21 protein-coding genes are annotated in these 21702 nt (G+C 43.8%); 11 read left to right on the top strand and 10 right to left on the bottom strand.

Annotation, left to right across the window (positions count from 1 at the left end; genetic code table 11):
• Window positions 1-72 precede the first annotated feature (72 nt).
• The 10 genes from JKJ11_RS06860 (at window position 73) to JKJ11_RS06905 (ending at window position 9387) form a co-directional block, all read left to right on the top strand.
• Window positions 73-1056, top strand: coding sequence for an HAD family hydrolase (locus JKJ11_RS06860; RefSeq protein ID WP_252038951.1), 984 nt, complete (start codon window positions 73-75; stop codon window positions 1054-1056).
• Between the two features lie 99 nt (window positions 1057-1155).
• Complete coding sequence (locus JKJ11_RS06865) at window positions 1156-2115, top strand: hypothetical protein (RefSeq protein ID WP_252038952.1); 960 nt, start codon at window positions 1156-1158, stop codon at window positions 2113-2115.
• 199 nt (window positions 2116-2314) lie between these two features.
• Entirely contained in the window at window positions 2315-2767 is a 453-nt protein-coding gene (locus JKJ11_RS06870; protein WP_006072320.1) for a septal ring lytic transglycosylase RlpA family protein, read from the top strand.
• 67 nt (window positions 2768-2834) lie between these two features.
• Window positions 2835-3410, top strand: coding sequence for a sugar O-acetyltransferase (locus JKJ11_RS06875; protein WP_031495696.1), 576 nt, complete (start codon window positions 2835-2837; stop codon window positions 3408-3410).
• A 352-nt stretch (window positions 3411-3762) separates the two neighbouring features.
• Window positions 3763-4776: a substrate-binding domain-containing protein gene (locus JKJ11_RS06880; RefSeq protein WP_031495695.1), complete on the top strand. Its 1014-nt coding sequence runs from the start codon at window positions 3763-3765 to the stop codon at window positions 4774-4776.
• 19 nt (window positions 4777-4795) lie between these two features.
• Complete coding sequence (locus JKJ11_RS06885; RefSeq protein ID WP_503060740.1) at window positions 4796-5815, top strand: ABC transporter substrate-binding protein; 1020 nt, start codon at window positions 4796-4798, stop codon at window positions 5813-5815.
• Between the two features lie 17 nt (window positions 5816-5832).
• Window positions 5833-6675: an ABC transporter permease gene (locus JKJ11_RS06890; RefSeq protein ID WP_006072327.1), complete on the top strand. Its 843-nt coding sequence runs from the start codon at window positions 5833-5835 to the stop codon at window positions 6673-6675.
• 3 nt (window positions 6676-6678) lie between these two features.
• Complete coding sequence (locus JKJ11_RS06895) at window positions 6679-7467, top strand: ABC transporter permease (protein ID WP_124941009.1); 789 nt, start codon at window positions 6679-6681, stop codon at window positions 7465-7467.
• An 11-nt stretch (window positions 7468-7478) separates the two neighbouring features.
• Complete coding sequence (locus tag JKJ11_RS06900; protein ID WP_124941010.1) at window positions 7479-8567, top strand: ABC transporter ATP-binding protein; 1089 nt, start codon at window positions 7479-7481, stop codon at window positions 8565-8567.
• Window positions 8568-8571: 4 nt separating this feature from the next.
• Window positions 8572-9387: a phosphodiesterase gene (locus JKJ11_RS06905; protein WP_252038953.1), complete on the top strand. Its 816-nt coding sequence runs from the start codon at window positions 8572-8574 to the stop codon at window positions 9385-9387.
• A gap of 202 nt (window positions 9388-9589) precedes the next feature.
• On the opposite strand, the gene JKJ11_RS06910 is transcribed toward JKJ11_RS06905, so the two are convergent.
• The 3 genes from JKJ11_RS06910 to JKJ11_RS06920 all read right to left on the bottom strand — a co-directional run bounded on the left by JKJ11_RS06910 (window position 9590) and on the right by JKJ11_RS06920 (window position 12197).
• Window positions 9590-10360, bottom strand: coding sequence for a class II glutamine amidotransferase (locus JKJ11_RS06910; RefSeq protein ID WP_006072333.1), 771 nt, complete (start codon window positions 10358-10360; stop codon window positions 9590-9592).
• Between the two features lie 103 nt (window positions 10361-10463).
• Window positions 10464-11141, bottom strand: coding sequence for an SDR family oxidoreductase (locus JKJ11_RS06915; protein WP_252038954.1), 678 nt, complete (start codon window positions 11139-11141; stop codon window positions 10464-10466).
• Between the two features lie 150 nt (window positions 11142-11291).
• The gene (locus tag JKJ11_RS06920; RefSeq protein ID WP_503060741.1) at window positions 11292-12197 is read right to left on the bottom strand and encodes an AraC family transcriptional regulator; all 906 of its coding nucleotides are present in this window, start codon (window positions 12195-12197) and stop codon (window positions 11292-11294) included.
• A gap of 141 nt (window positions 12198-12338) precedes the next feature.
• Here JKJ11_RS06920 and JKJ11_RS06925 point away from each other — a divergent pair, with 141 nt between their 5' ends.
• Entirely contained in the window at window positions 12339-13487 is a 1149-nt protein-coding gene (locus JKJ11_RS06925; RefSeq protein WP_252038955.1) for an aminotransferase-like domain-containing protein, read from the top strand.
• 82 nt (window positions 13488-13569) lie between these two features.
• Here JKJ11_RS06925 and JKJ11_RS06930 read toward each other — a convergent pair whose 3' ends face one another.
• From JKJ11_RS06930 to JKJ11_RS06960, 7 genes are all read right to left on the bottom strand, one after another.
• Complete coding sequence (locus JKJ11_RS06930) at window positions 13570-14706, bottom strand: AI-2E family transporter (protein WP_252038956.1); 1137 nt, start codon at window positions 14704-14706, stop codon at window positions 13570-13572.
• Window positions 14699-15385 carry a potassium channel family protein gene (locus tag JKJ11_RS06935; RefSeq protein ID WP_252039104.1) on the bottom strand — a complete coding sequence of 229 codons (687 nt, stop codon included), beginning with the start codon at window positions 15383-15385 and terminating at the stop codon, window positions 14699-14701. Before JKJ11_RS06935 ends, JKJ11_RS06930 begins: the two co-directional genes overlap by 8 nt.
• 12 nt (window positions 15386-15397) lie before the next feature.
• Window positions 15398-16276 (bottom strand): HlyD family secretion protein, encoded by an 879-nt coding sequence (locus JKJ11_RS06940; RefSeq protein ID WP_252038957.1) that lies wholly within the window; start codon window positions 16274-16276, stop codon window positions 15398-15400.
• 12 nt (window positions 16277-16288) lie between these two features.
• Complete coding sequence (locus tag JKJ11_RS06945) at window positions 16289-16492, bottom strand: DUF1656 domain-containing protein (RefSeq protein WP_006072343.1); 204 nt, start codon at window positions 16490-16492, stop codon at window positions 16289-16291.
• Complete coding sequence (locus JKJ11_RS06950) at window positions 16493-18115, bottom strand: TolC family protein (RefSeq protein WP_198557698.1); 1623 nt, start codon at window positions 18113-18115, stop codon at window positions 16493-16495. It abuts the gene before it with no gap.
• A gap of 11 nt (window positions 18116-18126) precedes the next feature.
• Window positions 18127-20295, bottom strand: a complete 2169-nt coding sequence (locus JKJ11_RS06955; protein WP_252038958.1) for an FUSC family protein — start codon at window positions 20293-20295, stop codon at window positions 18127-18129.
• A gap of 139 nt (window positions 20296-20434) precedes the next feature.
• Window positions 20435-21559 carry a permease gene (locus tag JKJ11_RS06960; protein ID WP_038228320.1) on the bottom strand — a complete coding sequence of 375 codons (1125 nt, stop codon included), beginning with the start codon at window positions 21557-21559 and terminating at the stop codon, window positions 20435-20437.
• Between the last annotated feature and the right edge of the window lie 143 nt (window positions 21560-21702).

Consider the following 21702-nt stretch of genomic DNA (forward strand, 5'->3'; position numbering starts at 1 on the left):
CTCTCAGTTCAGGTTAGCTATCTTACTGATGCCAAACGCCAATGAATACACTTACATTACTGAGAGCAAATTATGAAAATGCATTTCAAAAGCCTTGTCTGCTTAGCTGTTCTATCTACTCCTGTTTTTGCAGCGCAACATCCTGATCCTTTGCCTTCTTGGAACGATGGCGCTACTAAATCTGCTATTGTTGAATTTGTTGAAACCGTCACCACAAAAGGCTCTGACAATTACGTCCCAGCCGAAGAGCGTATCGCAGTATTTGATAACGATGGTACGTTATGGGCCGAGAAGCCGATGTATTTTCAATTATTCTTTACCTTGGACCGTATTAAAGAGCTTGCTCCGAAGCACCCTGAGTGGAAAACCGAAGAGCCGTTTGCGTCTGTTTTGAAAGGCGACATAAAAGCAGCCCTGTCTCATGGTGAGGAAGGATTGCTGAAAATGGTTATGGCAACGCATGCCGGTATGAACTCTGTGGAATTTGAGGAAATGGTGCAAGCTTGGGTGAAGAACGCTAAACACCCAATCACTAAAAGGCCTCTAACGGAGATGATTTATCAACCGATGTTGGAAGTGCTCGACTTTCTTCGTGATAATGATTTCAAGACCTACATAGTTTCGGGTGGAGGAGCAGACTTTATGCGTCCTTGGACAGAGGAGGTGTATGGTATTTCTCCGGAGTACGTTATTGGCAGCGAAATAGAGACAGAGTTCGCTTACACTAGTAATGGTATTGAAATCCAACGCTTGCCAAACGTCGCTCATATTAATGATAAAGCGGGTAAGGTCATTGGTATTCACAAGAGACTAGGTCGCCAACCTATTGCGGCTTTTGGTAACTCTGACGGTGATTTGCAGATGATGCAGTGGACGACCCAACAAGAAGGTGTCACGTTCGGCCTTTATGTGCATCATACTGATGAAGGGCGAGAGTGGAAATATGATCGTAATTCTTCGGTTGGCCGCCTAGATAAGGGACTAGACGAAGCCAAGAAAGAAGGTTGGACTATCGCAGATATGAAGAATGATTGGAAAGTGATTTACCCAAATTGATAGCGCAGTGATTTGGAACCCGCAATGCGTTTGGGGTCACTAGAAAGCATTGCGGTGGTTGCTAGCCTTTAAGGGTATAAGTGAAGGTAAGAGGGCTGAATGGCAGTCACTAATAGTAAAAAAATACTCACTTTCGAGCAGTTATCTAGTGAGATAACCGCGATAGCAAACTGCAAGGTCCTGTTTGATTTTCCCAATGAACCAAATCATGTTATCGAGCGTCAGTATGGATTTTTACAAATTAATCGTCCAACGATTCGTTATACAGCATTCACAACTCCTCATGCACTGACACTTTACTCCGCTCTGTTTAAGCCTGAGTGTGCTTTGCAAACTCGATTACATTCACCAGAAATTACCCTGATGATCACCACAATGGGAAGTCAGTCCGTGTGTTTTAATGGTAGTTGGATTAACACTGACCAAGTTGCGATAGTCTCAAGTCGTTCTGAAGTTCCCTTTGCATTATTTATTCCCCAGAACACCACGGTTATCTTGAGTGAAATAGCTGAGCCCTCTAGAAAATTGAAAAGTTTCAGTGATTCCCTTGTCCCAGTTACTGTTTCGAAAAGGAACTTAGACAAGTTTAAGGCGGTAGGTAAGTTTGTCTTTGAACAGCCGACTGAGAAACAAGGGCATGGTGGGACGAAAGCTGTCCTTGATTTGATCACCGTTCTTTTGGATGAACTCCCTCCACTGCGCCCCCAATCGCTGCATGGACCAAGTCGCAGGCCTAGAAAGCATCTGATGACAAAAATAGTGAACATGATGGAACAGAAAACGACGCGAGTGATGTCGCTGAAGCAGATAGCTAATGAATTAGATATTAGCACCAAAAGCATCAACCTCTTTTTCAAAGAGTATTTGTTCATTGCACCCAAGCGATTCTATTTGCTCGTTAATCTATTTAAATTTCGAAATATTTTGATTCAAGGGAAGTGCTCTTCAGTATTAGAAGCTACGGTATTATCAGGGGTTGATGGATGGAGTCGATATTCTGAGCGGTACCAAAAGCTGTTTGGTGAAAAGCCTTATGATACGTTTAAGAAGTCAAAATAACGATGTAATTTGGCACGGATCTCAAAGGCAGTGAACTTTGGTATTTTCATGTCTAATATCTTTCTTGAGCATGACCGAGTGGCATCGAGGTCGTGGAAAAATCGGCCATTGATATCGAATGTTGGCTTTTGTCCCATTCGGTTGTTTTTATGAGCTTTATTGCTAAAGCGTCAACAGTTCAAGAATAGATAAACACGACATGAATAAATTTCAATTTCCAAATAATATCAAGAAGATCAATTTCATCTTTGTTGCATTAATGTTCTCTTTTCTAGCTGGTTGCTCTTCAACCGCTTCAATTGATAGTTCCAAAACTCGAAGTTATGCAAAATCCCATGAACTTGTAGGTCAAGCGTCTTGGTATGGGAATAAATACCACGGACGACGCACTGCGAGTGGTGAGCGCTATAACATGAGGGCTTATACCGCAGCTCATAAAACGTTACCTTTTGGAACGATCGTGAGAGTGACAAATACCGCTAATGGTAAAACAGTGGACGTCAAAATCAACGATAGAGGCCCGTTTGTAAAAGGTCGAATTATTGACTTATCTCGCAAGTCATTTGAACAAATTGGCGACATTAGTAAAGGGATAGCACCGGTAAAAATTGAGATTATCGATGACAGTAATACTTTTAGGTATAAGCACTAATCCACTGCCCGAATGACGCGTTGGTGATACAATTCAGCTGCAAAAAAGATCCGAGTTGAGAGACAACATGACTGAGTTCGAAAAAATGCTTGCTGGTGAAGAGTTCGATGGCGGCGCCGAAAGCATTAACCAAATCCGCGAAAACGCCTCCCTTCTGTTACAGGCAATAAATAAAAATACTGATGACATTCAACGTGGTGAGCTGTTTCAACAGTTAATGGGGAATATTGCAGATTCCAGTATTGTACGTTCTCCATTCTATTGTGAGTTTGGTAAGACGATTTCGATTGGTGAAAAGACCTTTATTAATATGAATGTCACCATGCTAGATGGTGCCAAAATCATGATTGGTAACAACGTGTTGATAGGGCCAAATACGCAGTTCTATTGCGCTAGCCACGACTTAAACTACCTTAAGCGTCGCAACTGGGAAACGATCTGTGGACCGATTACGGTGGAAGACGATGTATGGATTGGAGGTAATGTGGTGATCAATCAAGGTGTTACCATTGGAGCGCGTTCCGTGATTGCCGCTAATTCCGTTGTGAACAGTGACGTACCGCCCGACTCGTTATATGGTGGAACACCCGCTAGGTTGATTAAGAATCTCAATGAGAGCGATAACACTTACAAAGGCCAATAGCCACACAACTCAGTAAATTCTTCCGAAAGGATGGCGATTAGCATTTAGTATGAGAAATGAGCCAGAGCACTTAATCTCTTTCGCTGCATTTCAGCTTAATCATCGTGATCCTTTCGGCGACCACTCATATTTCCCCCAGTTTCTGTGACATTAATCGTTATTTCACATTACTCTACAATTTAATTTGCTTCCGTTAAATTCAATGAAATGAAAGTGTTTCATAAATTATATTGTCGATATATGTCGCAAACATGCATCGATATGGCGGCTAAATTGACGCTTCTTCATTTTTCCCTTAATAAAACTGTAATGTGTCCTCTTTAATCTTGCGTTCAACAACGGAGGAAAGGCGATGAATATCAAAGATGTAGCAGAACTTGCAGGAGTGTCACCTGCAACTATCTCTCGTTATCTAAATCAGCCTCAATCTGTAGCGCATGCCACGAGCAAGAGAATTGAGAAGGTCATTACTCTCACTGGATACAGTGTTGAGCAACGACATGACCAAATTGAATTCAATAAAAATCCAACTCTCGGAGTGGTGATTCCAAGTTTAATTAACCCTGTGTTTTCAGAGGTAGTTACCGGCATCCAGCAAAGAGCGAGGCACTTTGGGTACTCGGTTGTGGTTGTTGACACTCAATATGACAGTGGCCAAGAGCAGCAAGCGGTTATCGACCTGATAAGACAGCGTGTCGAAGGTGTCATTTTGACGATCGCAGATACCTCTGAAAATGAAGCATTGAAACTTCTGAGAGATTTTAAGTTTCCCTACTGTTTATTGCACAACCGTTCAGATGAGCAAGAACCTTGCGTTTTTGTTGATAACTATCAAGCCGGTATTGATGTAGCTCAGCGAGTCGTGGAATTAGGACACCGAAGAGTTGGCATGTTGACGGGGCGATTTGTCTCATCTGATCGTGCTGAGCAGCGCTATAAAGGGTTTAAAAAAGGTCTTAATGACAATGGATTGGAATTAACTGAGCTACTAGAAGTAGACCAAAACAAGCTTGATCCATTTGGTGACCAAGAGATGAGTGTTATCCAGAGAGAACAGGCGCCTACAGTGTGGTTTTGTAGTAACGATTTGCTGGCATTGAAGGCGATAAATGCCGTGAAAGCCAACGGTCTACATGTACCTTCGGACATCTCAATTATCGGTTTTGACGGCATGAGTTTAGCTCAGCTTATCACCCCGACTCTCGCAACGGTTGCGGTACCACATCTAAAAATGGGGCAAGTCGCTGTAGATATTTTATTTAACGCCAAAGCAGGAGCGAGCGTATCGACTCAACTTGCTCTGGATTATCAATTGCAAATGAATGGCTCACTTGACGTGGTGCCGCACTTACAAAACAACGAATAGTCAAATATTGGAGAATATAATGACTTTTACACTAGGCTCTAAAACAAAGAAACTAGCGGGAATGCTATTTGGTTTGGCTTGCGCTTCATTTCAAGCGCAGGCATCTAGCGCAATTTGCTATAACTGCCCTCCAGAGTGGGCGAACTGGGGAGGGCAATTACAGCTGATAAACAAAGAACTTGGAATTCGAGTTCCGATGGACAACAAAAATTCCGGTCAGTCTTTGTCTCAGTTAGTTGCGGAGAAAAACAATCCAGTAGCAGACGTTGTTTATTATGGCGTGTCATTTGGCATCAACGCGACTAACCAAGGGGTGGTAGAACCATACAAACCGAAGAATTGGGACCAAATTCCAGAGGGGATGAAAGATCCAAACGGTAATTGGTTCGCAATTCATTCGGGAACCATTGGCTTCTTCGTTAACGTTGATGCTTTAGATGGAGCACCGGTCCCACAGAGTTGGGAAGATCTTCTTAAACCAGAATATCATGGCATGGTCGGTTATCTTGACCCAACCAGTGCGTTTGTGGGCTACGCAAGTGCGGTAGCGGTAAATGAGGCAATGGGTGGCGATATCAATGACTTCACACCTGCTATTGAGTACTTCCGCAAACTTGCGAAAAATCGCCCGATTGTCCCAAAACAAACCTCGTATGCACGTGTAATTTCGGGTGAGATTCCAATCTTATTGGATTATGACTTTAATGCGTATCGTGCCAAATATAACGACTTCTCTAATGTGGAATTTGTCATTCCGAAGGAAGGCTCTATTGCTGTTCCTTATGTAATGAGCATGGTGAAAGACTCGCCACACCCTGACAACGCAAAAAAAATCTTGGATTTTGTGTTATCCGAAAAAGGCCAACAAGTTTGGGCAAAGGCGTATTTACGACCAGTTATTGATGGGGTGATGGATGAGGATGCGAAGAGTAAGTTCCTACCTGACTCTGAATATCAGCGCGTTGGTTCAGTTAACTTTGCAAAGATGTCTGAAAACCAAGCCGCATTCGCTGACCTGTATCTAAGAGAAGTCAACTAAACCTCACCGGACCATGGATGGCGGACAAGATTTCCGCCATTGTTTTTATGAAAAAGAATCATCTATCTATTTTGCTTATTCTGCCTGCTGTAATAGTGAGCTGCGCATTTTTCTTGTTACCAGTGGTGCAACTGTTGCAGGTCTCGTTAGTTGATGGCGGTGCGCAGAGCTACATACAAATTCTAACCCGACCTTTGTACTTGAAGAGTCTTTTTTCAACCGTAACGCTTTCTGTCCTAGTCACAGTTGTGAGTTTAGCGGTGGCTACGATCAGTGGGCTGTTTTTGACGCGTTATGAGTTTAAGGGGAAGCAGTTGCTGGTTGCTATGTTGAGCTTTCCGCTTGCATTTCCCGGAGTGGTGATTGGTTTCTTCGTCATTATGCTTGCAGGACGTCAAGGTCTGTTTGCCCAAGCAGGGTTATTGCTTACTGGGGAACGTTGGATGTTTGCTTACTCAATCGCGGGATTGTTTTTGGGTTACTTGTACTTCTCAATACCTCGAGTGGTACTCACGGTTATGGGTGCCGCAGAAAAACTCGACCAAAACCTACTTGAAGCGGGGCGTTCGTTAGGCGCAAATCGTTGGCAAATTTTCAAAGACGTAACGCTACCTGCGTTAAAGCCAGGATTAATCTCATCGGGTTCGATCTGTTTCGCTACCTCAATGGGCGCGTTTGGCACGGCGTTTACTCTGGCAACCAACATTAACGTGTTACCAATGACGATTTATACAGAGTTCACGCTCAATGCTAACTTCGCTATGGCGGCTGCTTTGAGCTTAATCCTTGGTCTAGTGACTTGGTTGTGTTTGATGTTAGCGAAGCGTCAGGGTAATTCGTCTATGGCAATGGGAGGCTAATCAATGAAGAAAGATAAGTACTTTTATATCCAGCTTGGGTTCACTTTATTGGTCTGTGCATTTCTAATTGTTCCTGTTTTTATGTCGATTGTTGCTGGACTAACGAACAACTATTTTGTTGGTGTGAAAAGTGGATTGACCCTTCGTTGGGTTGAACAAGTATGGGCACTCTATTCAGACACGATTTGGCTAACACTACAAATTGCTATCGCGACCACCATTATTAATGTGTTGGTGGGCGTACCTTGTGCTTATGTGCTGGCGAAAAGCAAAAGCCGTTGGGCATCGTTGTTTGATGAGATCTTAACCTTGCCGATTGCCATTCCCGGTATGGCAATTTCGCTTGGTTTAATCCTCGCTTACGGTGACTTTAGTGATTTCCGTTCTAACTGGACGTTTATCTTAGTGGGTCACGTTATCTTCACTTTGCCGTTTATGGTTAAGTCAGTGTTGGCGGTACTGCAAAGTATTAATTTCAATGTGTTGGAAGAGGGAGCGGCGAGTTTGGGAGCAAGCTTTTGGCAGCGTTTCTTTGATGTCATTGTCCCTAATTGCAGGGCAGGTATTGTTGCGGGTATGTTGATGACCCTCACTCTCTCTATTGGCGAGTTTAACCTGACTTGGATGCTTCACACGCCATTAACCAAAACCTTGCCTGTTGGTTTGGCTGACTCGTACGCCTCCATGCGTTTAGAGATTAGCTCTGCTTATACCTTAATTTTCCTTTGTCTCATTTTACCGTTGCTGGTTCTGGCTCAGATGCTGAACAGAAAACCGGTTACAAGCAATTAAGATTGAACTCAATGTTAGAACAAACAATGACTGGCGTAGAAATCACGCTGAAAAATATTACTAAGACTTTCCCAGATGGAACCTTGGCACTAAAACCGACTGACCTAAAAATAGAAGCGGGAGAGATTTTAGTATTACTGGGCCCTTCTGGTTGCGGGAAAACGACAACCTTGCGTCTTATTGCTGGATTGGAGTTTGCTGATGAAAATGGCGGACAAATAACTTTTGGTGATCAAGAGGTTACCGCGCTACCTATTGAGCAAAGAAAAGTCGGGATGGTGTTCCAATCATATGCGCTGTTTCCCAATATGAACGTTAGCGAAAATATCACTTATGGCCTGAAAGTTCGTGGCGTGGATCCTTCGGTACGAGCTCAAAAGCTTAAGCAGATGCTGACTATGTTCGACCTAGAAAAGTATGCCCAAAGAGGCGTCCATCAATTATCTGGTGGCCAACGTCAACGTGTGGCGTTAGCTCGCGCCATAATAACCGAACCAGATGTGTTGCTGCTTGATGAGCCGCTTTCAGCTTTGGATGCTTTGCTAAAACAACGTTTGAGAAGTGATATTCGCTCGTTGTTAAAAGAATTAGGCATCACTGCAGTGTATGTAACTCATGACCAAGAAGAAGCTATGGCGATGGGCGACAGAATTGCCGTTCTCGACCATGGTGAAATTGCCCAGATTGGTTCAGCAAAGGATATCTATCTGCAGCCAAGTAACAGCTTTGTAGCTGATTTTATCGGGCAAATGAATCGATTTGAAGGAGCGGTAGAAGCAGGGAAGTTGCTGTTGGACACCGGTAAGTACCTGAAACTGCCAGAGCATATAGACACGAATATCTCTGCTAAAAATGACTCACTGAGCGTCATGCTAAGACCAGAAGATATTATCTTGAAGGACATTAGCGATGATTGTGATGCTTTAACCGGTGTCGTAGTGAGTACGGTGTTTTTAGGGGACAGAACCCGTGTCACTTTGTCTGGAGTACAAAAGGAGTCTCAACTCATGGTTGACTGTTTTGAGCGCACTGAATATCAGGCGGGTCAAGTTGTGACTGTGTCCTTTGAACCTAGTCGTTTAATTCCTTTGAAGAAGTAAAGTTATGTTAATTGCCCAACTTACCGATTTGCATATCAAACAAGATGGCAAACCCGCGTATCGCAAGGTGGATACGTTGCGATGCCTACAGAATGCTGTACAACATATCAACCACCTTAACCCCAGACCAGATTATGTCGTTATTACCGGTGATCTTGGTGACTTTGGTACGGAACAGGAATACGAAATCATCAGGCAAGAACTAGAGAAACTGCAAATACCACTTCGGGTCGTTCCGGGTAACCACGATCACCGTGATAATTTGCGAGTGGGACTGCAACAGTTAGTCGATTTTGACCACCCAGAGTTTTGCAACTTTGTCGTTGAGCAGGATGAACAAGTTTTATTGGGTTTAGACTCGTCTGTCATTGGCAAACCTTATGGCTTTTTATCTTCACAAACACTTGAGTGGTTGCAAAGTCAGTTAGCCCGTTTATCTAATAAGTCTGTGCTTATTTTTCTACACCATCCGCCAATGCATGTCGGATTAGGGCATATGGATGTGCAAAACCTGACAAATGCAGACAGCTTATATGAAGTGTTAAGTCAGTTTGATAACGTACGCGGACTTTGCGCTGGCCACTTACACCGTCCTATCACCGCGACTTGGCGTTCAATTCCTGTTTGGGTTGGACCGTCACACAGCCATTCGGTGACGCTTGACCTCGATCCTAACGCACCGTCATCTTTTTCATTAGAGCCAAGAGCCATTCAACTGCTCAAATTTGAGAATGATTTGGTGGTGTCCCATATTAGCTACATTGAAGACAGTGATGGTCCTCATCCATTTTTCGATGAACAGGGTAGATTGATCGATTAGCGATTGAAGCAACCCAGAAAAGGTCCATGCTAGGTATGGACCCTTTTAAACTTGTTACGCGAGTATGTTGTGCTTTATTAATTACTCGTATTTTGACGCGTACGTTTCTCGTATGCTTGCGAGTACCACTCTAATAGTTCAACAACTTTAGTGTCATTCAACAGGGTTTATAGGCCGAGAGCTTCAGGATAGAACTCAGCCGTTATATATCGAGACGTATTTGCGTCGTCGTAAGGCTCAAACCATGTATATGGGTAATTGTTTGTGGTTTGAGTAGTTTCCATTCTTTGCTTTTTTCGAGAGGTTCGGACGCAACACTGACATTTTCTCCTTCTGCTTTAATAAAAACAGTCGGTGGTTCTTGGTCACTACTATATCGTACGACCCAAAACTGTTCGCCGTCGGAGAGGCAAATAGAGGCTTTAAATGGCAAGGCTACCTCTCTTTCTGATTTGGCGTTTTCGATATCTTTGATGGTTTCAATAATGGCGTTGTTTACATTGCTCGACAGGCCATTTTTCATCATCAATAAGAAGATAAGCTCACTGTCGGTCGTTCCTTTTCGATAGTGATAAAGCGATTCAGGCAGCAGACGTTCTAGTTGGAAGCGCAGCTTTTCAAATTCATCGATTTGTCCGTTATGCATGAACATCCAATTGTCGACTACGAAAGGATGGCAGTTAGAGCGTGATACGCTCGTTCCCGTTGAAGAGCGAACATGTGCCATAAATCTATGGGAGCGAATGTGATGCGTCAGAGAACGAAGATTATCGTCACTCCAGGCAGGCATGACTTCGTGGAATTGACCGGGGATATCACGTTGCGTGTACCAACCTAACCCAAAACCGTCAGCGTTTATTCGAGTAGCACCTTTTCTTGCCTCTAAACTCTGGTTAATCAGTGAGTGTTCAGGTACATAAATTAGTTCATCTAGATAAGTTGCGGTTCCCTGATAAGCTAGCCAACGACACATTCATCGCTCCCTCTGTGTAGTGTTTGAAATGGGTACTGTTCCTAAATTAACCACTTTTGTGGCGTTCAACAAGCACCCATACCAACTGTTACAAAGGAGATGTCTACTCAATTTCAACCGGCGGTCTAAACGTCATCTCATGCATGACTACATCACTAGGCAGTTCAAGTAATAGAGAGATGGTGGATGCAACGCTTGCTGGGTGCATATACTCAGGGCGGTCTGCTTCTCTAAAGCTGGTGTCTGCGCCGCCAGGGAACAAAGAAGTCACTTTTATTCCATGAGGCTGAGCTTCTTTCATCAAGATTGCACTAAAGCCCGCAAAACCCTGTTTCATCGCCGTGTAGACACTCATGGTTTCATTAGAGCGTTTAGCAACTGTGCTTACCACATTAATAATTTGTCCTGATTTAGCCGGTTTCATGACCTTTAAGGCTTCTCGACACAACAACGCAGGTGCACGAAGGTTGATAGCATACTGTTGGTCAAATTCTTCTAAGGTGAACTCTTCAATAGCGCACTTGCGCGAGTTCATACCCGCGTTATTAATTAGAACGTCCAGCTTACCTAGCTTATCGAGTGCCTTTTGGAATAGTTCGACAGTCTGGTTGGGATCGGTTAAGTCGGCAGCGATGGTATGACAGTTCGCTTCTTGCTCTAACTGTGCCAGTTTTTCAGGATTACGGCCCGTTGCTACGACTTGGTGGCCTTTATGGCTAAGTTCTTTTGCTAGTTCATAGCCGATACCACTTGTTGCACCAGTTACCAAGATTGTTTTCATCGCCAAAGCTCCAAATTGATAAGAAGTTGAGTAGGTTGGATAGTGGCACAAGCTTACCGTGGACACGAGTAAATTACCGTACCAATTAATGAAAACAGGGCACACGTTTGTGCTTTGTTACAAAACAAATGCAGAGGGAGAGGCAACTGGTCAATAAAAACTGATAGGTAGATAAAAATCCAGTTCAAAAATTTCGTCAGGCGCCAAGAAATGATTGCGATGGTAATGTACGTAAGCTGGGGTTGCACTGGCTTTGAAGCCAGACTGCGGTAACCATTTCTCTTGGATTCGACTTATTTGCGGAAGCAACTCACCGTAAACACCTTGAAGACGGAAGACGGCGTGTAAACCACCCGGAATGGTCATTTGGTTTACGGTACCTCGAAGTTTGATCGGAGCATCAATTTCTAGGCATGCGACATAGCGACACTTATCTAGTTCAACCCAAGCGGGGTTCGAATGATGTAACCCAAACTGTACCGAAAAATCTCGTTTTTCAGCGCTTGCCCATGCTTTGAGCATTTGCCATGGCTTACCTATAGAGCGGTTGTAACCAATGTGACGGATATATGCGACGCGACGCGGCGGCGCGTCGATAATTTTAGGGGCGGGAATAGGACGATCCACAGCTCGGGCATAACCCGCAGCAACGTCGGGGTCCGCTAAATAAGGCTTGTGTGATACTTGAGGATCGTGTTTGCGCCACTGACCGGGTGAGAGTCTGAACACGTCTTTGAACGCACGCGAAAATGATGATATTGAGCTAAAACCACTCTTATTTGCTATCTGCTGAATACTAGATTTGGTATCGAACATTAATTGATTTGCAGCGTATTCCATTCTAGTGCGGCGGATATATTGATGCAGTGATTCACCAACGACTTCCTTAAATACTCGATGGAAATGCTGTTCGGAATAGGCCCCAATAGCAGCGAGCTCTTTTCCGGAAAGCTCTTTACTTATATCACTGTGGATATAGAACAGGACGTCGTTGATTCGAGTTAGATGACGGGCATTCACAATCAAAATCGCATAAATGGACATGTTTATAAGCATAAATGGACAACATGAAGCTTGCAATAGCGTGTAAGCTGATTTTTCGTTATGGCGGGGTAGTTTAAATCTCTCTATACACTTCATTAATTGTTCTTAATCTAAAATAATGCCCCGCTATTAGTTGTATTGGTAAGGAAATATATGGAAATCGCTCGCTCCCTTCAAAATGTCCCTTCGTCTTATATTCGTGAAATTCTGAGTGCAGCCAGCGATCCAAGCGTCATTTCACTGGCTGGAGGATTGCCAGATCCGGATACATTCCCCATCGAGCTAATGCGCTCCACGTTTGAAGGGTTATGTGATAAGCCAGAGGTATTCCAGTACGGAACCACGGCAGGGTATACGCCGTTACTCGATTTCCTATCGGACTATTACCAACTACCAAGCAATCACAGTGCGGTTGTTTGTACAGGATCTCAGCAAGGTCTGGATTTGGTGGCAAGAGCTTACATTAATCCGGGTGATACGGTCGTAATGGAAGCGCCTAGTTATCTGGGGGCTATGCAAGTATTCGGCTTAGTCGGGGCGAATATCGTGACGGTGTCACAAGTGGCTTCCGGCCCTAACTTAGAACAACTTGAAGCGTGCTTTAAGACCAACTCGCCAAAAATGTTTTATGCAGTGCCAGATTTCCACAATCCGACAGGTGTTTGTTGGACACTGGAAACGCGTCAAAAAGTCGCGGAGCTTTGCATTCAATACAATGTGGCATTTATTGAAGATGCTCCGTACCGCGAACTCCGATTTACTGGAGAAGAATTGCCAATGGTCTCGACCTTTTGTCCAGACAACTCCATTGTATTTCGTTCGTTCTCTAAAATTGCATCTCCAGGCCTTCGCATTGGTGTGGTCACTGGCAAGAAGAGCTATATTGAGCCGATTATTAAGATCAAACAAGGTGCCGATCTGCACTCCAGCATTCCAATGCAAGCTGCGCTACTGGGCTTGCTAAAACATGATGACTTTGACGCCCACCTAGATACAGTAAAAGGGATTTATAAGGCGCGTTATCAAACGCTATTTGAAGCATTAGAAGCTAAGTTACCTGAGAGTTGTACGTTGAACTCCGTTGATGGCGGTATGTTTATTTGGGTTGGGATTCCTTCGTGCGATACGTTTGAATTAGCTAAGGCACTGTTGTCAAAAGGTGTTGCCGTGGTTCCTAGCCCTGTATTTTATCCAGAGGCAAACGGGCAGCCTTCGGCACTTCGCTTGAACTTCACTAACTCAACGCCTGAAGAGCTTGTAAAAGCAGTGGATGTGCTCGCAAATGTCCTAAGTGAACACTAGTAACGTTCCGCAGCCCCTTAAATAACACAGCCGATAAAGTTTAGTGACTTTATCGGCTGTTTTTTATCCGCTGCTCATCGTATTAGCTGTTTTCGGCTTTCGTATTGCTTTCTGATGTTGCCTCAACGTCGCCTTCTGACAACTCGGTCTGCTCTTCGTAATTAATCCAGAATAAGAACAATTCATACCAAATGGCGAGAATAATAGCGCCGAGGAATAGACCAATAATTCCTGCGAACAACATCCCACCGATGGCACCGATTAAGATAATAGGCATCGGCACATCAACGCCACGTCCCATCAACATAGGCTTGAGAATGTTATCAGATAATCCCCCCGCTAATGCCCAAATAGTAAACAGTGTCGTACTAGTTCCGTCTCCTGTGGAATAAACGTAGAAAATTACCGGTGCAACGATAAGTAGAGCAGGTAACTGAGCGATACAAAGGATCAATGTTGCGAGTGTCAGCAAACCAGCAGCCGGAACTTTAAACACAAACATCGCAGCACCGATGATTGCCGCTTGAATAAACGCCACACCAACAACACCTAGTAATACACTGCGAATAGTTGCTGCCATCAAATTAGCCCACTGTTCAGCTTTTTTCCCAACAGCTCTTACTGCGACGGTTTCTAACGCTCCTGAAATTTTCTCTGCATGTGCCATAAATCCACCGGCAATTGCGAGGGAAATGATGAACATAATCAAGCTTGTTAATGCACCGCCTAATATGGAGGCGACAGTACCGAGAAAGCCTTTAATCTCAGGCAAAAACTGCTGTATAGCTTTTTCCATGTTAGTGGCGAATAGGTTCCAAATGCTATACAGCTTGTCACCAATGACAGGGATGTCGGCGACCTTAGAGGTGGGTCCCGGGATTTTTATCTCGCCACTTTGTATTACTTCAGTGGTATGAGCGACGCCCTCGTAAATTGAACCAGAAACCATGACGAAAGGGATCACCAACAAAGAAATACCGATTAAGGAGACCAGAGTAGCGGCTAATCCCCGTTTGCCACCTAATGAGCGCTCTAACTTTTTGGTCAGTGGCAACAAGGCGACGGCTATGATTGAGCCCCAGAGGACAGGAATGATAAAAGGTTTAATGATATCGTAGGTGAAGATCAGCAATATCACTAATAAACCAATTCGAATGGCCGATTCGACCATATTATTGACAAAGAGCTTGCTTTGACGCTGTTCAGTCTGTCTATCCATTGTTGTTTTCCCTGTTTTCAATATTTGCACTTACCAAACTTGATACGACTATTGCCATATAGAACACTCCGACAACGGCTTCCAAATACACGACAACTTGTGCTAGCGGAGTAATTGGACTGATGTCGCCATAACCTAACGTTGTTAAAGTAACGAAGCTGAAATACGCTGCGTTAGAGAAATTCTCTCCCCACGTAATGGCTTCGAGCCCCGTAAAGGCTTGTGGGGAATATTCGATAATAATTAAGTAAACGATAGCCCACATTAAGCCGAGTAGTAAAAATAATGCTACTGAACCAATGACTTTGTTGGTGTTGACCTTGCCGTGGAAGAGCACCTGTTTAGCAGTCGACTTAAAGGTACCAAAGAAGAATGAGAAGGTGAGAGCGAGCATAACGAAGTCCATTTCACGGATCTCGAAAACAATTTTCGCCAACGTCGCTAAGATCCATAGGCATACCAGCGTTATCAAAAATCGCGTCCATCCTTTATCGAATCGCAGACTGGCCAAGCAAACAATGAAAGTGACGATGATAAACAGTTGAAGAACATGATCTATTACACCTTGTCCAACGATTTCGGCCAATGCTGAGCTGATAAGTAACGCGATGAGCGACACTGTCAGATAGAAGAAATTATTGTCTTCATTAATTTTTTTTAACCGATTCCCCATTTCCATCATCGTTTCTCCCTAGTCTTCACTTTGTTCCATCACCATAATTGACGCTGATAATCCAAAGCGCAGATGCACTCCTTCAGGGAGTTCATGTAGCGACACACGAACTGGGATTCTCTGGGCGAGGCGAATCCATTGGAAAACAGGATTGACGTTGGGCAAAAGGTTATAGCCAACTGTGCCATCTTTGGGCGCGATACCCCAGCCGATAGAATCGACAGTGGCATGAATAGGTTCATCTGGATGTGACATCAAAGTCACTCTTGCTTGGCTACCAGGGTGTATTCTTGGTAGTTGGTTCTCTCTAAAGAAGCCAAATACCCAGAAACTGTTTTCATCAATCAAGGCGACAAGAGGTTGGTTAGCGACGGCCTGTGTTCCTTCTCGGATATCAAGGTTGGAGACATAGCCATCCACCGAGGCGACAACGCGCGTATAGCTAAGATTGAGGCGAGCGGACTTTAATTGTTCCTCTGAGGCTTTGATTTGCAGTAGTGACTCTTGATAGGCAATTTCGCGTCGAATGAGATCCTTATGAGAGACTGCTCCTTTGTCTTTTTTACGAATGTCGAGCAAACGGTCGTACTCGATTTTCTTTCCCTTTGAGCTGATGATGGCGCGTTGCAAAGCCACTTCGGCTTGGGAGAGGGCAACTTGATAGGTTTCAGGGTCGATTTCAAATAACAAGTCGCCTCGTTTGACTTGTTGGTTGTCAACAATAGTCACGTTGACAATGGGACCTGAGACTCTTGGGGCAACCTTGATGATATTCGCTCTAACTTGTCCATCGCGTGTCCAAGGGTTGTTGAAGTAGTCTTGGTATTTCTGATACCCAAACCACCCAGCTCCACCAAGGATAATCAGGTTTAGGATAATAATGAGAGATTTTTTCATAGTGACGAGCTCCTAAAACCTTAAATAGAAATGGTCGATAGCAATGACATACAACACGAGGATTGCTAAGAATGTGAGCGAAGGGAAGGCGATAAATCTTGATAGCTTCACCTTGTTTAGCATCACGACGGTAATCCAAGTCGCAATGAGCGCGAGAATCAGGACTAACACCAAAGGAGAAAAGTAAATATCTCCCCACGACATTTCATGTGGCATCTATTTATCCTCCTTGTCCGTTGCTGGTGGTTTGGCGCCTGTGCGCAGCGTTAACGAAGGTAGAGCAACATTTTCTTGCTGTAATTGGTCACTCCAATCGGTGCGCTTGTTCATCTGTTCGACATGCTCTGGTGACACAAACGCTTTTCCTGAGTTAATTTGCCAACCGCCGCCTAGTGACTTGTACAAGGCAACAACTTGGTTAGCTACGTTTCCTTTAATTTGAGCGTAACTGTCTTCGCTTCGAGTCATTTTTTCGACGGAGTTCAATAAACGCTCAAATGAGATTTGTCCGTTCTCATACTGGGTGAGCGAGATATTAAATGCGCGAACTGAGGCGTTTACTGACTCTAAGCGCAGGGATTTTTGTTCTCGATACAAATCGTAGGCTTCCATTGCATTCGTCACCTCTTGAACCGCTTGCAGTACTTTTTTGTTGTAATTGGTCAGGGTTTCTTGGAATTTCGCGTCTTCAAAACGGATATTGTTCTTCACTCGCCCATATTGAAAAATGTTCCAGCTCATTGCGGGTCCGGCCACTAAAGTCAGCGAATCGTTGAAGCTGAAACTACTGCCTGAAGGTACAGAGCTGTTAATGCCTATGGATCCAAAGAGGGAGAAGCTCGGGTACAACGCAGTTTCAGCTACACCGATTTGAGCGCTTTGGGCATGAGCTTGAAGCTCTGCAACTTGTAAGTCTGGTCTGCGCATAACCAAACTAGCGTCAACAAGATTGGCTAATACTGGGGTTTCTGGAACGATAGAGCCATCTCCCTTTTCCGAAATAGCGCTTTTTGATCCGGAAGCTTTAAAACGCTGCTCAAATTGAACCAGTTTCTGCTCCATGTCTGACTTAAGAATGGGCTCTATTTCTTCAGGCAATGTGCCCAGCAGGACCGCCAACGCATTTTTGGCTTGCAACATCGCTACAGTTAGCCCCGGTAGGGCAGCTTTGGTGGTGAATAGTTGATTGCGCGCCTGTTGAACGTCGAGTTCGGTGACATTGCCTGACTCAAACTGCACTCGCGTAATGTTGACTACTCGCTCTTGAATCTCGATATTGCGCTGTGAAAGCAGTATGCGTTCTTGGAATGTTCGGTAATTAATATAGTTTCTTGCCACTTCAGAGGTGATGGTCACCAAAATATCGTTGTAGGAAGCGATGGAGGCGTAATAACCCGCTTGGGCTGATTCAATTCCGCGTGCATATTTTCCCCAAACATCCATTTCCCAACCCGCATCAAAGCTCAAGGTTGCATTGTTGAATGAACTTTCATTGGCGTAAGCTTTGGCTAGGTTGCCAGATATGGATTGTAGCTGAGGATATTGCAATCCATCGGCGATACCCAGAACTGAACGCGCTTGCAAGATTCTAAAACCGGCGGCTTCCACATCTAAATTCTGTTGAGAGGCAATATCAACCAGTTTGTTCAAAGTCGGGTCGTTAAACTGTTCCCACCATTTTACGGTTGAGTCCATGCTAGCTTGTGTGTCTGAATCGTTCCACGATGACGGAAGTTGGGTTTCTTGACTCGGTGTAAAATCTGGACCAAGCGTAGTACACGCTGTCATAGACAACGTGGCTAACGCGATAAAACAGGACTTTGTGAGATGAGAGATCATTACTACCTTTCCTAAAATCGATGCATTTTGAGATTATTGAGGTCGACATTCTGAACCGCTTCTTCCACTTTTATCAGAGACTCAAAAACACTTCGTTTTAAGCTGAGGAAGATATAGAACTCTGCAATGTCTTTTTGAGCGTACTGCTCAGGATCTAACTGCTGAAAAAACACATCGAGAATAGCCTCTGTTTTAGCGTATTCGCATTGCACGTCTTCAAGCGTTTGTACACGCTCTCTTTGATCACGGTTATGAGTACGGATTAACGTTAGTAAGCTTTCGTCCGTGTACTCGTTTCTAAGCTTAGTAATCAATGGGTTATTTTTCAGATGAGTTTGTGCGATGACGAGTGTATTTAAATGATTTATTAAATTACGACACTGCTTTGTGTAGGCAGTCAGTGATTGGTGATCGTTCTTGTCAAAGTAGTTGAGATCGATCTTACTTGCCCACAATGCAAGTTTCTTAGCTGCAACATTGGCCGTTTTTAGATGTAATTGAATTGTAAAGTTAGCCAGGGTTGAGCGGTTTAGCATTTGAAGCTTAACAACTAATTGATAAACATGAGTGAAAAGTCTTTGTCTTACCAATAAGAATAGTCGTTCGGCTTTACTTGAGAAAGGGAAGTAATGGGCGAACACAAGCATTAAAACCACAAGATAGAACAACATCATGATGGTAAGGAGAATGCCAAAATGGTAATTCATGACGTTGTCGATACCGAGAATAAAAAGGCCGATCATAAAGAAGATTGTGATGGGGCCTTTAAATAGATAGAAGCCAATAAAGGTATACGCAAAAAGGAAAAGGGCGAGTTCGATGCCAAGTTCCAGTGTGGGAAGAACAAAAACGTAAGCGGGAACGGCAAAGATAAACCCGAACGTAAATAGAAAGCCGAGTAATTTAGGATGCACGGGTAGGAAAGAGAGTAAAGAAACAAAAATGGTGGAGAAAATGACGAAGCTATACCCACCCGGAGGATTGAAAAAGATCCAGATAAAAGCGGCTACCCAGTAGGTCACAAAGACTTTAATCGATGTCTTAAAGTTTTCTGCGTCCCACCATAGGAAAGCTCCGGCGCTTTTCCGAGGCTTTTCGTCAAATGACACTGATTTGGTAACGGAATCGATACAACTAACAGTTTCGTTCAGCCTCGAAATACTGGTATGAAGGCGGTTGAGCACATACCCCAAGGTAATGGCAGAACTCTTAGATAGATGAGGATGATTACTGAGAGAGTCTAGGTCTAAGGCGACTTTTCGCTCTTGCCAACGATACTCTAACCCCTCATCTGATGCTTGGAGGTAGTGTTCACACTGTTCGAATAATTGCTGAATATCGGCGACAAACTCATCGTAATTGGTGATAAATTTCTGAGGCTCACCCTGCAGAAAGTTCGAACTAGAAGTTGCTATCAGCAGATTGGTTATCTGTTTGGTGTAGTGAAGCGTGAGCTGCCACTCTTGAAGGTAAGCGGACACATCGCTGCATTCTTTACTTTCGGTAGAAAAGCGAGTTTCTAAGGCGGTTTGACTCGCGTACAACTTCTCAATTAAGTCATTTAGACTGGGGGACTGACTATCGTCTGACGATGATTCAGACACCTTTTCCGAATCTGTTATATGAGATGTTGTGTTGATTGGTGGCGAGAGGCGTTCGAGGATCTGTTTTTGGAGCGAAACGACGTCGTGGGTCATACGGCGAAGATTCTGTTCTGTTTTGCTTGGGAACAGATAGGTGCCTACCAAAGTGTAAATAATGACACCAAACACGGTCATGTGAGCACGGTCTACGCCATATAAGAATGCACCTTCTGCATCTCCTCCGTTTGACATCATTAAAGTCATGACGCCTGTTAACATGAATAACGTCGGATCTTTTAGATAGGCATTTTTAAAATAGAAGATAAAGGATGCCACAACAGAAACACTCAGCATGTATAGCAGTCGATCTTGGGCGAACATACCGACTAGCAACAATCCAATAACGGCACCAACTATGGTTCCAAGTACTCTTAAGGTTCCTTTCTCTAATGATTCACGTTGGCTTCCTGTTGATGCGATGAGCATAACAGTGGTAGCCGCAGTAGAAGCCTGAGGCCAACCTAATGCAAATGGAATGAGGTAAGCGAGGGTAAGACTGAGTGCTACCTTTGTCGCGAATTTGGCCTTGTCGTTCATAATCCCTTACGTTGAAGATACCAACTCATAAGAAACTATAGACATTAAATGAAGTTTTGCGTGGTAATTTTGACGATAACTATTGAAAATTAAAGAAAAAAGCGCTGCCGAGCAGCGCTTTGAAGTTTACTAAGTTGTATTAACCAAATAGGTAGCTGTAGAGGTAGCCCGCGCTAATTGCCATGCCTAAGATAACGACTAAGAAAGCGGCAATCATTTGGTTCTTGAAGATAGATTTCAACAAGATAACCTCTGTTAAGCTGGCACCAGCACTGCCAATGATAAGTGCCATCACAGATCCTAAAGCCATACCTTTTTGAACCAAAGCTGCACTTAGCGGAATAACGGCCTCTGCACGAATGTATAGTGGAATACCAATAACAGCTGCAATCGGAATCGCATACCATACTCCTTCACCAGCATATTCTGCTATAAGGTCAGTTGGGATAAACCCGTAAATAAATGAACCTAACAAGATACCAATCATTAGATATGGGAATACTTGTTTGAAGTCGCTCCAAGTCGATTTCCAAATACGTAGCCAGCGGCTATCTTCTTTTGTTACTGCTGAAGTGGTGCCACAGCATGCACTACCATCGGTGTTGATGTCGGTAATGGTTGGTTCCTCGCTAGAGCAGCAGCTTGTTTTCGCAGCTACAGGTGCACAGCATGACGACTCTTTTGCCTGCGTTACAACCGGTTTTGCAGAAGTGCCACAGCCGCTAGATGTGCCGCAAGAAGAAGTTTCAACTTTTGCAGGTTCAGTATCACCACATGATGTACCACATGAGCTCGCTGCTGAGTTGGTTTGGTATGCTTCAGGTTTTACGTAGCGTTCAAATCCAAGTTTCTCTAGAACATAGCCAGCAGTGACGGCAACGAACATCGCGATAGAGAAATAGAACACTGCGACTTTGATACCAAATGTCACCACGAACAAGCCGATGATTACAGGGTTAAGTAATGGGCTAGCGAACAAGAAAACCATCATTGGGCCAAACCCCGCTCTCGCTCTCAGCAAACCTTTTAAGAAAGGGATGGTTGAGCATGAGCAAAACGGTGTAATTGAGCCAAGAAGGGCAGCGATAAAGTAACCTTTGCCATTTTTGGAACTCAGAATAGATTGGATTTTTTCAGGTGTTAGGAACTCCTGCAATACCCCAACAATGTAACTTATTGCTAAGAAAAGAATGATAAGTTCAGTGGCTAGAAAGGCAAACATGTTTGCAGTTTCTTTAGCCATTTCTAAAAATTCAGCGTTCATATTAGTTAGTCCTAATGATTCGATATGTTTGGAATTATAGAACTATTTGGATTGAGATCAATAAATATTTCGATAAATATCGAAATAAATTTTAACGCACTGAAATTGATAATAAAAAAAGCGGCCATGAAGGCCGCTTTGCT

The sequence above is a fragment of the Vibrio sp. SCSIO 43133 genome (assembly GCF_023716845.1).
In the GTDB taxonomy this organism is placed as follows: domain Bacteria; phylum Pseudomonadota; class Gammaproteobacteria; order Enterobacterales; family Vibrionaceae; genus Vibrio; species Vibrio mediterranei.

Coding starts and splice junctions, on each gene's coding strand:
- JKJ11_RS06860 (WP_252038951.1), top strand. CDS start 73: ATGAAAATGCATTTCAAAAGCCTTGTCTGCTTAGCTGTTCTATCTACT.
- JKJ11_RS06865 (WP_252038952.1), top strand. CDS start 1,156: ATGGCAGTCACTAATAGTAAAAAAATACTCACTTTCGAGCAGTTATCT.
- JKJ11_RS06870 (WP_006072320.1), top strand. CDS start 2,315: ATGAATAAATTTCAATTTCCAAATAATATCAAGAAGATCAATTTCATC.
- JKJ11_RS06875 (WP_031495696.1), top strand. CDS start 2,835: ATGACTGAGTTCGAAAAAATGCTTGCTGGTGAAGAGTTCGATGGCGGC.
- JKJ11_RS06880 (WP_031495695.1), top strand. CDS start 3,763: ATGAATATCAAAGATGTAGCAGAACTTGCAGGAGTGTCACCTGCAACT.
- JKJ11_RS06885 (WP_503060740.1), top strand. CDS start 4,796: ATGACTTTTACACTAGGCTCTAAAACAAAGAAACTAGCGGGAATGCTA.
- JKJ11_RS06890 (WP_006072327.1), top strand. CDS start 5,833: ATGGCGGACAAGATTTCCGCCATTGTTTTTATGAAAAAGAATCATCTA.
- JKJ11_RS06895 (WP_124941009.1), top strand. CDS start 6,679: ATGAAGAAAGATAAGTACTTTTATATCCAGCTTGGGTTCACTTTATTG.
- JKJ11_RS06900 (WP_124941010.1), top strand. CDS start 7,479: ATGTTAGAACAAACAATGACTGGCGTAGAAATCACGCTGAAAAATATT.
- JKJ11_RS06905 (WP_252038953.1), top strand. CDS start 8,572: ATGTTAATTGCCCAACTTACCGATTTGCATATCAAACAAGATGGCAAA.
- JKJ11_RS06910 (WP_006072333.1), bottom strand. CDS start 10,360: ATGTGTCGTTGGCTAGCTTATCAGGGAACCGCAACTTATCTAGATGAA.
- JKJ11_RS06915 (WP_252038954.1), bottom strand. CDS start 11,141: ATGAAAACAATCTTGGTAACTGGTGCAACAAGTGGTATCGGCTATGAA.
- JKJ11_RS06920 (WP_503060741.1), bottom strand. CDS start 12,197: ATGCTTATAAACATGTCCATTTATGCGATTTTGATTGTGAATGCCCGT.
- JKJ11_RS06925 (WP_252038955.1), top strand. CDS start 12,339: ATGGAAATCGCTCGCTCCCTTCAAAATGTCCCTTCGTCTTATATTCGT.
- JKJ11_RS06930 (WP_252038956.1), bottom strand. CDS start 14,706: ATGGATAGACAGACTGAACAGCGTCAAAGCAAGCTCTTTGTCAATAAT.
- JKJ11_RS06935 (WP_252039104.1), bottom strand. CDS start 15,385: ATGGAAATGGGGAATCGGTTAAAAAAAATTAATGAAGACAATAATTTC.
- JKJ11_RS06940 (WP_252038957.1), bottom strand. CDS start 16,276: ATGAAAAAATCTCTCATTATTATCCTAAACCTGATTATCCTTGGTGGA.
- JKJ11_RS06945 (WP_006072343.1), bottom strand. CDS start 16,492: ATGCCACATGAAATGTCGTGGGGAGATATTTACTTTTCTCCTTTGGTG.
- JKJ11_RS06950 (WP_198557698.1), bottom strand. CDS start 18,115: ATGATCTCTCATCTCACAAAGTCCTGTTTTATCGCGTTAGCCACGTTG.
- JKJ11_RS06955 (WP_252038958.1), bottom strand. CDS start 20,295: ATGAACGACAAGGCCAAATTCGCGACAAAGGTAGCACTCAGTCTTACC.
- JKJ11_RS06960 (WP_038228320.1), bottom strand. CDS start 21,559: ATGAACGCTGAATTTTTAGAAATGGCTAAAGAAACTGCAAACATGTTT.